Source organism: Nitrospirillum viridazoti CBAmc, from assembly GCF_000730165.1.
GTDB classification, from domain to species: Bacteria; Pseudomonadota; Alphaproteobacteria; order Azospirillales; family Azospirillaceae; genus Nitrospirillum; species Nitrospirillum viridazoti.
In genome coordinates this window covers 704,739-716,901 of the sequence record NZ_CP022110.1, presented here as the reverse complement: position 1 = coordinate 716,901, position 12,163 = coordinate 704,739, and the positions used below count along the sequence as shown (strand labels likewise).

Annotated in this window: 10 protein-coding genes and 1 pseudogene; 2 read left to right on the top strand and 9 right to left on the bottom strand. The window is 70.0% G+C overall.

Annotation, left to right across the window (positions count from 1 at the left end; translation table 11 throughout):
* Positions 1 to 28 precede the first annotated feature (28 nt).
* From Y958_RS03340 to Y958_RS03300, 9 genes are all read right to left on the bottom strand, one after another.
* On the bottom strand, positions 29 to 631 hold the full coding sequence (locus Y958_RS03340) for a hypothetical protein (protein ID WP_004274180.1): 603 nt from the start codon (positions 629 to 631) through the stop codon (positions 29 to 31).
* 80 nt (positions 632 to 711) lie between these two features.
* The gene (locus tag Y958_RS03335; RefSeq protein WP_088870903.1) at positions 712 to 2,100 is read right to left on the bottom strand and encodes a M16 family metallopeptidase; all 1,389 of its coding nucleotides are present in this window, start codon (positions 2,098 to 2,100) and stop codon (positions 712 to 714) included.
* Positions 2,097 to 3,524, bottom strand: coding sequence for a M16 family metallopeptidase (locus tag Y958_RS03330; protein ID WP_244909353.1), 1,428 nt, complete (start codon positions 3,522 to 3,524; stop codon positions 2,097 to 2,099). The genes Y958_RS03335 and Y958_RS03330 overlap by 4 nt, the downstream gene beginning before the upstream one ends.
* A gap of 93 nt (positions 3,525 to 3,617) precedes the next feature.
* On the bottom strand, positions 3,618 to 4,418 hold the full coding sequence (locus tag Y958_RS03325; RefSeq protein ID WP_088870901.1) for a polysaccharide deacetylase family protein: 801 nt from the start codon (positions 4,416 to 4,418) through the stop codon (positions 3,618 to 3,620).
* An 83-nt stretch (positions 4,419 to 4,501) separates the two neighbouring features.
* A complete protein-coding gene (locus Y958_RS03320; protein ID WP_186291244.1) occupies positions 4,502 to 5,005 on the bottom strand; it encodes a DUF3035 domain-containing protein in 504 nt (167 codons plus the stop codon).
* A gap of 110 nt (positions 5,006 to 5,115) precedes the next feature.
* A complete protein-coding gene (lspA, locus tag Y958_RS03315) occupies positions 5,116 to 5,613 on the bottom strand; it encodes a signal peptidase II (RefSeq protein ID WP_088870899.1) in 498 nt (165 codons plus the stop codon).
* Complete coding sequence (gene ileS, locus Y958_RS03310; RefSeq protein ID WP_088870898.1) at positions 5,610 to 8,477, bottom strand: isoleucine--tRNA ligase; 2,868 nt, start codon at positions 8,475 to 8,477, stop codon at positions 5,610 to 5,612. The genes lspA and ileS overlap by 4 nt, the downstream gene beginning before the upstream one ends.
* Positions 8,478 to 8,753: 276 nt before the next feature.
* Positions 8,754 to 9,704, bottom strand: a complete 951-nt coding sequence (locus Y958_RS03305; protein ID WP_088870897.1) for a bifunctional riboflavin kinase/FAD synthetase — start codon at positions 9,702 to 9,704, stop codon at positions 8,754 to 8,756.
* 117 nt (positions 9,705 to 9,821) lie between these two features.
* Positions 9,822 to 11,024, bottom strand: a complete 1,203-nt coding sequence (locus Y958_RS03300) for an MFS transporter (RefSeq protein WP_211098519.1) — start codon at positions 11,022 to 11,024, stop codon at positions 9,822 to 9,824.
* A 114-nt stretch (positions 11,025 to 11,138) separates the two neighbouring features.
* Here Y958_RS03300 and Y958_RS32715 point away from each other — a divergent pair.
* Positions 11,139 to 11,294: pseudogene (locus Y958_RS32715) on the top strand (LysR family transcriptional regulator); the annotation flags it as partial.
* Between the two features lie 233 nt (positions 11,295 to 11,527).
* The gene (locus tag Y958_RS32710; protein ID WP_276328578.1) at positions 11,528 to 12,106 is read left to right on the top strand and encodes a LysR substrate-binding domain-containing protein; all 579 of its coding nucleotides are present in this window, start codon (positions 11,528 to 11,530) and stop codon (positions 12,104 to 12,106) included.
* Positions 12,107 to 12,163 lie beyond the last annotated feature (57 nt).

The following is a 12,163-nucleotide window of genomic DNA, read 5'->3' as shown; positions in this document are numbered from 1 at the left end:
GGCGGACGCTGACCCGCCGGATGTCTTCCTAGCGCGCCTGACGGCGGGCGGGCCGCACCATGGTGCGGGACCGGGGCAGGCGCACCGGTTCCGCCTTGGCGGCCGGCTCATCCTCATCCACGTCGAACAGGCTGTCCTTCGCCGCCGCCGCCATCTCCGGGGCCGGCATGGGTGCCCGCAGGGCGTTGGGCATGACGGTCAGGGGCAGGCCGATGGCGCTGCCCAGGGCCTCCGCCATCTCCTTGGGCAGGGGACCGCCCGCCATGGTCTTGGCCGCCAGGGTGGGGGTGACGCCCTGGGGTAGCATGGCGTCGTCGCTGAGGGCGCGGTATTCCCGCACCAGTTCCTGCAGCGTGGCCCACACGGAACGGATTTCCCCCTCCAGCACCTCGCGGCGACGGTGCAGGGCGGCAGGATCCGCCCTGATGGCGGCAAGGATTGCCGAGATGGGAATGCCGTCGATGTGGTCGGGCACGGGGGCGGCGCGGGCGCCCCCACGGCGCCGGTCCAGGCCGTTGGGCACGGGATTGTCCTGCAAAGCCACGGGCGCCGGGCTTTCCGGCGCGGCGCGGCCCGTCAGGGTGGCGGCCGGGAAGAAGCGTGCCTTGAAATCCTCGAACGTGAACGTCATCGGAAACCCCCAGCTGCCAAGATCGCGGACGGGGGTACCTCAGCAACTCCTATGCCAAAGGTCAGCTGGGGAACCGTTGCTCAACGCAGCGGGCCGGCGGCCCCGCCAACCACCACCGTGGCCATGGCATCGGGGCGCAACAGCCGCGCCGCCACCCGCCGGACATCGGCCAGCGTCACCTGGCGTAGCAGGGCGTCACGATGGTCGAGGAAGCCGGCGGCGTAGCCATCGCGGCGAATATCCAGCAACAGCGCGGCAATGGCGCGGTCGTTGGTGAATTGCAAGGGAAAGGAGCCGATCAAATAAGTCTGGGCGTCGCGCAGTTCCCGCGCGGTCACCCCATGGACGGCCACCTCCGCCAGGGTGTGGCGCACCAGCCCCAAGGCCTGCCCCACCGTGGCGTTGGCGGTGGAGCCGGTAACGATGAACAGGTCGGCATGGGCATAGGATTGCAAATTGCATTGCACATCGTAAGACAACCCCCGCCGGGTCCGCACCGCCTCCGCCAACCGCGATTCCAGTCCCTCCCCGCCCAGGATGTGGCTCAGCAGCAGGGCGGCGGGCCAGTCGGGGTCGCTGGGGGGAATGCCCGCCCCCGCCTGCACGAACAGGCTCTGCGGCCCCGGCCAGGACACGGCGACCGGCCGGGCGTCGGCAGAGGGAAGCACCTCGGGAAGCGTTTCGGGAATGGCGACGGGTGCGGGCGCGGCCGGCAGGGCGCCGAAGATCCAGTCCACCGCCGCCCCCAGTTCCGCCGGGTCGATGTCGCCCGCCGCCGTCACCAACAGGCCGTCGCGCGCCAGGCGCCGGGTGGCGAACCCCCGCAAATCGTCGGCGGTGATGGCCGCCAGCGTATCGGTCGTGCCACGCAGGGGGCGGCCGTAGGGGTGGTCGGGGAACAGCCGGCGGGCCAAGGCGTGATAGGCGACGGTCACCGGATCCGCCTCCTCCCGCCGCACCGCCACCTGCAACTGACCCCGAATGCGGGCGACCGCGTCGGCGTCGAAGCGCGGCGCCGTCAGGGCCATTCGGGCCAGGGTGAACGCCTCCTCCCGGTTCTCCCGCAGGGTCAGCAGCGCGCCGGAGAACCAGTCGCGGCTGGCGTTGAAGGCCAGGCCGATGGAGTGGTCGGCCAAGCGATCCTGGAAGGCGGCGGAGTCCAGGTCGCCCGCCCCCTCGTCCAGCAAACCGGCCGCCATGGCGGCCAGGCCCAGCCGGTCGGCAGGATCGGTGGCGGCCCCGCCGCGGAAGGACCAGTCGAGCGCGATGATGGGGTTCTTGGCGTCGCGCACCAGCCAGACCTCGATGCCGCCGGGGCTGACCACGCGCTCCACCAAAGAGGCCTTGACCAGGGATGTCTTGGCCACCGTGGCGGCCCGCGCTGGCTGGCCGAGCAACACCAGCGCCAACACCAACGCCCCCTGGAACGCCCACTGGAACGCCCACTGCGACGCCCACGGGGCCTTCATCGGATGGCCCCCTGCGCCATGCCTTGCGCTGCCGCCACATCCTCCAGCTCCTCCTCCGGCGTCGGCGCGTCGGGGTCGGGCAGCAGCAGGGCGGTGACGGAGCCCCGGCCGCCCAACACGGTCCGCAGGGCGCGGTTCACATCCCCCACCGTCACGGCGGCGATGCGGTCGGGCCAGGCCTCGACATCCGCCACGCTTTGCCCCGTGGTCAGCGCCACGCCAAATTCCGAGGCCGGGCCCTGCAGGCTGTCGCGGGCGTAGATGGCGCCGACCTGCAGGCGCCGGATGGCGGCCGCCACCTCCGCCGCGCCGACGCCGTCGTGCAGCAGGCGGGCCAGTTCGGCGTTCAGGCCAGCCTCGGCGTCCGCCACCGTCACGTCCGGCCCCGGCACCACGCCCAGGCTGAACTGCCCCGGCCCCAGCGCATCGGCCAGGTAATCGACGCTGACCCCCGCCACCAGGCCCTGGCGCACCACCAGCGCCTGATAGAGGCGGCCGGTGGCGCCACCGCCCAGGATGGTTTGCAATACCTCCAGCGCGTAGACCTGCGCCGGCTCGGCGGCCCAGCCGTGGGACGGCGCCGCCCACACCCGGCTCAGCGACGGCTGGCGCACCTGGGCGTCCTTCAGTTCAACGCGCCGATCCTGCCCCCCGGCGGACGGCGTCCCCCGCGCCACCACCCGGTCGGGCACCGGGCGGGCGGGGATGCGGCCGAAGGTGCCCTCCGCCAAGGGGCGCAGGGTCGCGGCGCTGATGTCGCCCGCCACCACCAGCACGGCGTTGTTGGGGGCGTACCAGGCCCGGTAATAGGCCCGGGCGTCGGCCGGGGTCAGGGCCGCCACCTCCTCCGGCCGGCCCACCACCGGCCGGGCATAGGGATAGGCCCGGAACAGGGCCGCCTGCACCTGTTCCCGGAGGCGGGCGGCGGGGCTGGCCTCCGTCCGCTGCCGCCGCTCGTTCAGCACCACCGCCAGTTCCGGCGCCGCCGTTTCCGGCCGGATGCACAGGTTGGCCATGCGGTCGGCCTCCAGCCGCAGGGTCAGGGGCAGCTGGTCGCGGGCGATGGTCTGGAAATAGACCGTCTGGTCCTGGTTGGTGTAGGCGTTCTCCACCCCGCCGTGCGCCGCCACCTCGCGGGAAAAGGCACCGGAGGGGACGGTTGCCGTGCCCCGGAACATCAGGTGCTCCAGGTAATGCGCGACACCGGACTTGCCTGCCGGCTCATCCGCGGCACCGGCCTTATAAAACAGCATCTGGGTGACGACCGGGGCGCGGTGGTTGGGCACCACCACCACCTGCAGGCCATTGGCCAGCGTGAAGGTCTCGGGATCGAAAACCCGGGCCGGGGCCGCCGCCGGCACCATGAGGGCAAGCGCCAGGGCCGCGAACCGCGCCCCGCAAAAAGGCCGCCAAAAGACGCCCAAGGCCCCGCCACTCCCGCTACATGCCGCCCCGTTTCCCAGAGGAATAGCATGGGTACGGCGGGGCCCCAAGGAAAGCTGGCCGTTGGGATGGGCTCAGGGATGCGCGTGCGCCCAGTCCAGTGCGCCCTGCAGCGTCGTCACCCACACGTCTTGGCGATTGGCCTTCAGCCAATCCACCAGTTCCCGATGGGCGGCGTCGGAGACCTGGAGATAGTCGCCCCCTACCCCGTGGAACAGGAAGACGGCCATGCCGCCGCCGGCCTCCGCCTCCTGCGCGAAGGCGATCAGCTGGGCGCCCGTCACCCCGTCGGGGAATCCACGCGAGGGGATGTGCATGGGATCGAGGATGGCGACCTTGGCCCGCAGATCCGCCAGCGTCGTCACCACGCCCCGGACGTAGGTCACGAGGTTGGCGGCGCGCAGCGGCTCCAGATAGTCCTGCCCGCCCGCCTGGGTGACGCCGCAGGGGGTGGCGAAGCCGTGGGCCGGCCGGCCGTCCAGGGCCGTCAGCAGCACGTTCTGCTGCGCGATCTCCTTCAGCAGGCCAGCGGGGGTGTAGGCCTCCGACGTGTAGCGGGGGTCGGTGGCGAAGGTCGCGGCCGGGCAAGGGTGAAAGATGGTGTGGTTGCCCAGCTCATGCCCCTCGGCCGCGGCGGCCCGCCAGCGCGGCACGTCCACCTGCTTCACACCGCTGAGGAAGAAGGTGCCCTTGAAGCCGGCGGCGTCCAGCACCGGCACGGCGTGGTCCAGCTGGGACTCGAGCGCGTCGTCATAGGTCAGGACCACGGCCGCCTTGGCGCCGTTGGGCCAGGAATTGGCCCCCTGGCCGGCCCAGGCGGAGGCCGTCGCCGTCAAGCCGGCGGCGGTCGCCAGCGCCAGTATGATCCTCCGCATCGTCCCCCTGCCTTTCCCATTGGCCGCATAGCAAAAGGCCCGGGCGGGAGGGCATCCCGTCCGGGCCTTTGAACCCTGGTCCCTTAGCGGGAACCGGCGGAGCTGCTGTCGCGCTGCACCGTCGGGCCGTTCGCCGCCGGCTTGTCATCGCCCTTCCAGAACATCAGGCCGTCCAGGAAGCCGCGGTCACCGACCACGGTGCCCGGCCATTCCTTGTCGATGATCCTGCGGATCTGGGGATCGGCCTGGTCGCCGCCGGCCTTGGCGACGAGCGCGGCCTCGCCCTTGCTCTGGTTGGCGGTGGCGGAGGCCACGGCCGTCGCCTCGGTGGTGGCGGCGCCGAACACGGTGCTGGTGGCGCGCGTCTCCTTCACGATTTCCTGCGGGCGCGGGCTGCCCGGCTGCGGCGGACGCAGGTTGAAATCGGGCGGCACCTCCAGCGGCGCGCGCGCCAGCACCCGGAACTCGTCCGGAGTCGGGCGCGACCCGCCGAACAGGTAGTCCAGGCTGTCACACCCCGTCAGGGCTGCCAAACCGGCCGCCGCGAGCATCAGCCGCGCGCTAAACACCTTAGAATTCTCGCCCATATCCTCGTCCGTCGAATGTAGGCCCCGAACCCCGGGACCCCCGTGAACCTGACCCAAAAACGGAACCAACCCCATCCGCGGAGCCCCACCGCTCCGTTGACGGCGACACCCTACCGCGTCGCGGGCTTGACGAACAGCCCATCCACGACCAGCACCAGCATGCCGACGACGATGCCGCTATCGGCAACGTTGAATGCCGGCCAATGCCACGCCGCGATGTGGAAGTCCAGAAAATCAACGACGGCGCCCAGGCGCAGCCGGTCGATCACGTTCCCCAAAGCCCCGCCGATCACCATGCCGGCGCATACCGCCTCGATCAGGCGGGCCGCGCGGCGCATCCACACCGCCATGGCGGCGGTGATGACCAGGGCTAACACGATCAACAGGACCGTGCCCGTCGCGCCGCCCTGATTAAACAGGCCGAAGCTGACGCCGTGGTTCCACACCAGCACCAGGTTGAAGAAGGGCAGCAGGGTCACGCCGTCGCCAGCCTCGGCGAAGCGGCCCAGAATGGCGGCCTTGCTGGCCTGGTCGGCGGCCAGGATGACGGCCGCCGCCAACAGGCCCGGAACGCCGAACCGCCCCAACACGCGGGTCAGCATGCTCATACGTGGTGTCCTACCGCGTCATCGCAGCGATGGCACAACTGCTCCACGCCCTCCGCCGCTGCCGGCACTTCCGGCAGGATGCGCCAGCAGCGCTCGCATTTCTCACCCTCGGCCGGGCCGAACACCACGCCCACGCCGGCCACGTCGGCCAGGGCGAAGGCGCCTTCGGGGGCCGCACCCACCATCACGGTGATGCCGGAGGTGATGCTGATCTCCGCCAGGTCCAGGCCGGCCAGGGCCGCCTGGTGGGCCTCCTGCACATACACCGTGGGGTGCGCCTGCAGGGAAGAACCGATGGTCTTGTCGGCGCGCTTCAGTTCCAGGGCGCCCGTGACCGCGCGGCGCACGTCGCGCACCACGGTCCAGCGGGCGGCCAGGGCATCATTGCGCCAATCCGCCGGAATGTCGGGGAACTGGCGCAGGTGCACGCTTTCCGGCCAAGCGGCGCGACGGGCGTCGTCGCCCTCCACCAGGAAGGCCAGCCAGGCCTCTTCCGCCGTGAAGCACAGGATGGGGGCCAGCCAGGCGGTCAGCGTCACGAACAGCCGTTCCAGCACCGTGCGCACGGCGCGCCGGCGGGCACTGGTCGGCGCGTCGCAGTACAGGCTGTCCTTGCGGACGTCGAAGTAGAAGGCCGACAGGTCCACCGCGCAGAAGTTATGCAGCTCGGTGATCAGGCGGTGCAGATCGTATTCCTTGGTGGATTGGCGCACGATGGCATCCATCTCCGCCAGGCGGTGCAGCACCCAGCGCTCCAGGTCCGGCATGGCGGCCGGTTCCACCCGCTCCGCCTCCGTGAAATCGGCCAGGGCGCCCAGCAGGTAACGCAGGGTATTGCGCAAGCGGCGATAGAGATCGGCGTTGCTCTTCAGGATCTCCTTGCCGACCTTCAGATCCTCCGAATAGTCGGAGCCCACGACCCACAGGCGCAGGATGTCGGCGCCGTACTCCTCCATCACCTGCTGCGGCGCCACCACGTTGCCCAGGGACTTGGACATCTTGCGGCCCTGCTCATCGAGCGCGAAGCCATGGGTCAGCACCGCCTTGAAGGGCGCGCGGCCCCGGGTGCCGCAGCTTTCCAGCAGCGAGGAATGGAACCAACCGCGATGCTGGTCCGACCCTTCCAGGTAGAGGTCGGCGGGCGAGGACAGGTCGTTACGCCGCTCCAGCACGAAGGCGTGGGTGGAGCCCGATTCGAACCAGACGTCGACGATGTCGAACACCTGGTCGAAATCGGCCGGGTCATAATCCGGGCCCAGGAAGTCGGCGGCGGGCCGGTTGTACCAGGCGTCCGCCCCCTCGGTCTCGAAGAAGCTAGCGATGCGGTTCAGCACGCCCTCGTCCTTCAGGGGCTGGCCGTCCGCCTTGGACAGGAACAGGGCGATGGGCACGCCCCAGGCGCGCTGACGGCTGATGCACCAGTCGGGGCGGCTTTCCACCATGGCGTGGATGCGGTTGCGGCCCTGCGGCGGCACCCACTGCGTCTCATCGATGGCCGCCAGCGCCCGCGCCCGCAGGTCGTTGGTGTCCATGGAAATGAACCACTGCGGCGTGGTGCGGAAGATCAGCGGCGCCTTGGAGCGCCAGCTGTGCGGGTAGCTGTGCTTCAGGTTGCCCTTGGCCAGCAGCGCCCCTTGCGCGATCAGGGCGCTGATGGACTTGCCGTTGGCGTCACCCGGCTTGCCTTCCGGCGTGTAGACGCGGGCACCGGCGAATAGCGGCACATGGGCGTAATAGCTGCCGTCCGCGTCCACGGTCCGCGGCACCTCCAGCCCGAACTTGCGGCCGAGGTCGAAGTCTTCGGCACCATGGCCGGGCGCGGTGTGGACGAAACCGGTGCCGGCGTCGGACGTGACATGGTCGCCCGGCAGCAACGGCACGGGGTAGTCGTAGCCTCCGTTGGCCTCCGGATGCCCACGGAAGGGATGGGCCAGGATGGCGCCGTTGAGGTCGGCGGCGGCAACGTCCGCGCCCTTGGCGAACGTCGCCTTGGCCGACGTCGCCACCCCCTCGGCCAGGGCCTGGGCCAGGATGAGCTTTTCACCCACCTTGGCGAGCGAGCCTTCCTGCGCCTCGGTCACAGTGTAGACCGCGTAGGGGATATCCTCGCCATAGGCCACGGCGCGGTTGCCCGGCATGGTCCAGGGGGTGGTGGTCCAGATGACGACCGCCGCACCATTCAGCACCGGCGTGGGCGCCGTCACCACGGGGAAGCGCACCCAGATCATGGGCGAGGTCACGTCCTGGTATTCGACCTCCGCCTCGGCCAGGGCGGTCTTTTCCACCACCGACCACATGACGGGCTTGGCGCCCTTGTACAGGCCGCCGTTCAGCAGGAACTTGTGGATCTCGCGCACGATGGCGGATTCGGCGTCGAACGCCATGGTCAGGTAGGGGTTCTGCCAGTCGCCTTCCACGCCCAGGCGGCGAAACTCGGTGGCCTGGATTCCCACCCATTCGGCGGCGAAGTTGCGGCATTCGGCGCGGAACTGCAGGACCGGCACCTCGTCCTTATCCTTGCCGGCCTTGCGGTACTTCTCCTCGATCTTCCATTCGATGGGCAGGCCGTGGCAGTCCCAGCCGGGGACATAGACGGCATTGCGGCCCTGCATCTGCTGGCTGCGGATGACCACGTCCTTCAGGATCTTGTTGACCGCGTGGCCGATGTGGATGTTGCCGTTGGCGTAGGGCGGGCCGTCATGCAGCACGAAGGGCGCGCGCTCCGCCCCGTCCTGGCGCAGCTTGCCGTACAGGTCGATGGCCGCCCAGTGGGCCAGCAGCTCCGGCTCCTTCTTCGGCAGGCCGCCACGCATGGGGAAATCGGTGCGCGGCAGGAAAACGGTGTCTTTAAGATCGCGGGTCATGGCGGGTCAGAAAATCCGGTGTTCGGATGGCGGCCTTGCCCTTGTCCGGAGGCGGATGCGGGCGCCCCGGGGGTAAGGCCGGCGGGATAGTCGGCGGTGGTGGTACGCGGATGAGCGCGCCCTGGTCCCGGCCCCCCTCAGGAGACCGGGTCGATAATTCGCAGGTCCATGACCCTGATCTGGCGCGTTGGCAACATGGGGGCGGATGTTAGCAGCCGGCCCCTGTGGGTCAAGCAAGATGGGATGGTGTCCGGAAGCGTCAAGGCGATGGCCAACTTAAGCGCCGGGGAGCGCCGCCAGCCGGCGGCGGGCCTCGTCCGCGTCCCGGGCGATCTGGTCCTTCAGCGCCTGGAAATTCTCAAACTTCATCTCCGGCCGGATGAAGTCCAGCAGCTGCACGCGGACATGGCGGCCGTAGAGATCGCCGTCGAAGTCGAACAGGTGGGCCTCCAGCCGCTCCACCGTACCCCCCACGGTGGGCCGGCGGCCCAGGTTGGCCACCCCGTCGAGCCAGACGGTGCCCGCCCCTTCGTCCACGCCGGCGCGCACGGCGTAAACGCCGAAATGGGGGCGCAGATAATCGTGGATTTCGATGTTGGCGGTGGGGAAGCCGATGGTGCGGCCCCGCTTGTCGCCGTGCTCCACCCGGCCCTCGATCTCGAAGGGATGCCCCAGGATGGCGGCCGCCTCTTGCGGCCGGCCCTCCTGCAGGTGACGGCGGACGGCGGTGGAGGAATAAGGCTCGCCCGCGCCATTGGCCACCGGCCGCGCCTCGGTCACGCCGAAGCCGTGGCGGGCGCCCAGGGCGCGCAGCAGCGCCATGTCGCCGCTCCGATTGTGACCGAACAGGAAGTCATAGCCGGCCACCACATGGCGCACGCCCAAACCCTGGACCAGCACCGTATCCACGAACTCCTCAGCCGTCATGCCCGCCAGGGCGGCGTCGAAGTGCAGCACCACCATGGCGTCCATGCCCAGCGCCTCGATCAGGTGGGTCTTGATGCGCAGGGGCGTCAGGCGGAAAGGTGGGTCGTTGGGCCGGAAGAAGCTGCGCGGGTGCGGCTCGAACGTCACCACCCCAGCCGGGCGGCCCAGATCGTCGGCCAGCGCGCGGGCTTGGCCGATGACGGCGCGATGGCCCCGATGCACGCCATCGAAATTGCCCAGGGCCACGACAGCCCCACGCAACTCGGCGGGCGCATCCTCATAGTGGCGCAGTAACTTCATGACCGGCGGCTTTCCGTCGACTTGAGGTGGGCCGTGAACAGGCGGGTATCCGATGCGTCCGGATATAGGCGCTAACGCCCCGCCGTGCAAAGCCCTTCCCGCGCAAGCCCCCCGCCCTTAGACCGCATGGGCGGGGTCGGAATAAATCTTCAGCCGGGCGTTCAGGGCGGCGCTGGCGAACAGCAGGATGGCGGTGACGAAGAACACCGCGCGCATGCCGACGTGGCCGCCGATGAATCCGCCCAGCAGCGGCCCCGCCACCTGCCCTGCGAACTGGGCGGAGGTGGAATAGCCCAGGATGGCGCCCGCTACCCGGTCGGGCACGGCATGGCGGATCAGGGTGGTGATGGCCGGCAGCAGGCCCGCCAGGGTCAGGCCCATGAAGAAGCGCAAGGCCACCAATTGCCAGGTATGGGTGACGAAGGCCTGCGGGATCATCAGCAGGCCGGTGGCGGCCAGGCAGGCGATGACCACCGTGCGCGGCCCCAGCCGATCGGTCAGCCGCCCCACGCGGGGTGCCGCCAGCATGCTGGCCAGGGCGCCGCCCGCCATCACCAGGCCGGACAGGAAGGCGACGTCGCTGCCGGGGGCGGCGATCTGGCCGACATAGACGGTGATGATGGGCTCGATCGACATGTTGGCCACCATGAGCATGCAGGCGGTCAGCAGCATGGCGTAGACCGGACGCCGGTCGGGAATCTGGCGCCAGGGGCTGCCGGTGGGGTGAGGGCCGGCGGCCCTGGCCCGCGGCTCCTCACGGATCAGGGTGGCGGTGGCGATGAAGGTCAGGAAGATGACGCCGGCGGCGGCGAGGAAGGTCTGGCGCAGGCCGATGAGGCCGGGCAGCGCCCCGCCGATCAACGGCCCAGCCAGGCTGCCGGCCAGCATGCCGGTGGACAGGATGCCCAGCGCCCAACCGGAGCGGGACTTGGGCGTCTGCGTCGCCACCAGCACGATGGAGCCGGAGGCGTAACCACCCAGCAGGCCCGCCAGCAGGCGCAGCGCCACCAGCTGATAGACGTCCTGCACCAGGCCGGTCAGGGCGATGGCCACCGTCATGGCCAGGCTGGCGCGGATCAGGATGACCTTGCGGCCGTAGCGGTCGGCGAACTTGCCCCACAGGGGGGCGGTGGCGCCCGCGCCGAAGAAGGTGGCGCCATAGGCGATGCCCGACCACTGCACGATGGCGGCACGCCCCGCCACCCCCAGATGCTCCACATACAGGGGAAGGAAGGGCAAGATCAGGCTGAGGCCCGCGATGGTGGTGAAGGACCCGAACAGGCAGACGTACAGGTTCCGTCGCCAATGTAGGGATTCCATGATGGCCATCCTCAAAAATAACAGTTCGCCCAGGAACGGGCCTACACCGGAAACTGGCGCCGGCGAGGCCAGAGGTCCAATATATGGCACAGGCGAAGGTGATCGCTTTTAGCAATGGCGAAACCAGGAACCGGGGCCACGAACATGGAACTGCGCCACATCCGCTATTTCCTGGCGGTAGCCGAGGAAGGCAACTTCACCCGCGCGGCGGCCCGCCTGGGCATCGGCCAGCCGCCGTTGAGCCAGCAGATCAAAGACCTGGAGCGCGAGGTGGGGGCGGCGCTGTTCCACCGCGTGCCCCATGGCGCCGAACTGACGGAGGCAGGCCGCGCCTTCATGGACCGCGTGCGCCCCTTCCCCGCCCTGGCGCAGCAGGCGCTGGACAGCGCGCGGCGGGCGGCGCGGGGGGAGCTGGGCAGCCTGCGGGCGGGCTTCACCTCCTCCTCCGCCTTCAACCCGGCGGTGGCCGGCGCCATCCGGTCCTTTCGCCGGGCCATCCCGAGGTGGATTTGGGCCTGGTCGAATCGAATTCCATTCCCTTGCTGGCGGCACTGGAAGGGGGAGAGGTCGACATCATCTTCCTGCGCACCGACCCGCCCCCGGGCGGCCCGGTGCAGACCCGCCTGCTGGCGGTGGAGCCCATGGTGGCCGTCCTGCCCGCCGGCCATCCGGCGGCGGGCGCCCCGGTGCTGGACCTGGGCCGGCTGAGGGACGACCCCTTCATCCTGTTTCCCAAGGGAGCCGGCCCCAGCATGTTCGAGACCACCATGGCCGCCTGCCGCGCCGCCGGGTTCGAGCCGCGGCTGTACCAGACGGCGCCGCAGATGAGTTCCATCGTCAACCTGGTGGCGGCCGAATTGGGCGTGTCCATCATGCCGGCGTCGATGTCCCAGGTGCGGGTGGCGGGCGTGGTCTTCCTGCCCCTGGCCCCGCTGTCGGGTATTCCCCAGCCGACGGCCCGGCTGGCGCTGGCCTGGCGGCGGGGTGACACGCGTGTACTGGTGCGCAACTTCATCAACCACGCGGGCCCCGCCGTGGCCGAACCCCAGGGGACGGATGAAACTTTTCCACCCGCCCTGTGAGCACGCGCATAGCGGAAAGCGGCACCCCGCCAATAATCTGATAAAATGTGCAGATAT

Excerpts from the sequence above, each read along its gene's own strand:
- Y958_RS03335 (WP_088870903.1), bottom strand. The coding sequence starts at position 2,100 with ATGAAGGCCCCGTGGGCGTCGCAGTGGGCGTTCCAGTGGGCGTTCCAG.
- Y958_RS03300 (WP_211098519.1), bottom strand. The coding sequence starts at position 11,024 with ATGGAATCCCTACATTGGCGACGGAACCTGTACGTCTGCCTGTTCGGG.
- Y958_RS03340 (WP_004274180.1), bottom strand. The coding sequence starts at position 631 with ATGACGTTCACGTTCGAGGATTTCAAGGCACGCTTCTTCCCGGCCGCC.
- Y958_RS03305 (WP_088870897.1), bottom strand. The coding sequence starts at position 9,704 with ATGAAGTTACTGCGCCACTATGAGGATGCGCCCGCCGAGTTGCGTGGG.
- Y958_RS03325 (WP_088870901.1), bottom strand. The coding sequence starts at position 4,418 with ATGCGGAGGATCATACTGGCGCTGGCGACCGCCGCCGGCTTGACGGCG.
- Y958_RS03320 (WP_186291244.1), bottom strand. The coding sequence starts at position 5,005 with ATGGGCGAGAATTCTAAGGTGTTTAGCGCGCGGCTGATGCTCGCGGCG.
- lspA (WP_088870899.1), bottom strand. The coding sequence starts at position 5,613 with ATGAGCATGCTGACCCGCGTGTTGGGGCGGTTCGGCGTTCCGGGCCTG.
- ileS (WP_088870898.1), bottom strand. The coding sequence starts at position 8,477 with ATGACCCGCGATCTTAAAGACACCGTTTTCCTGCCGCGCACCGATTTC.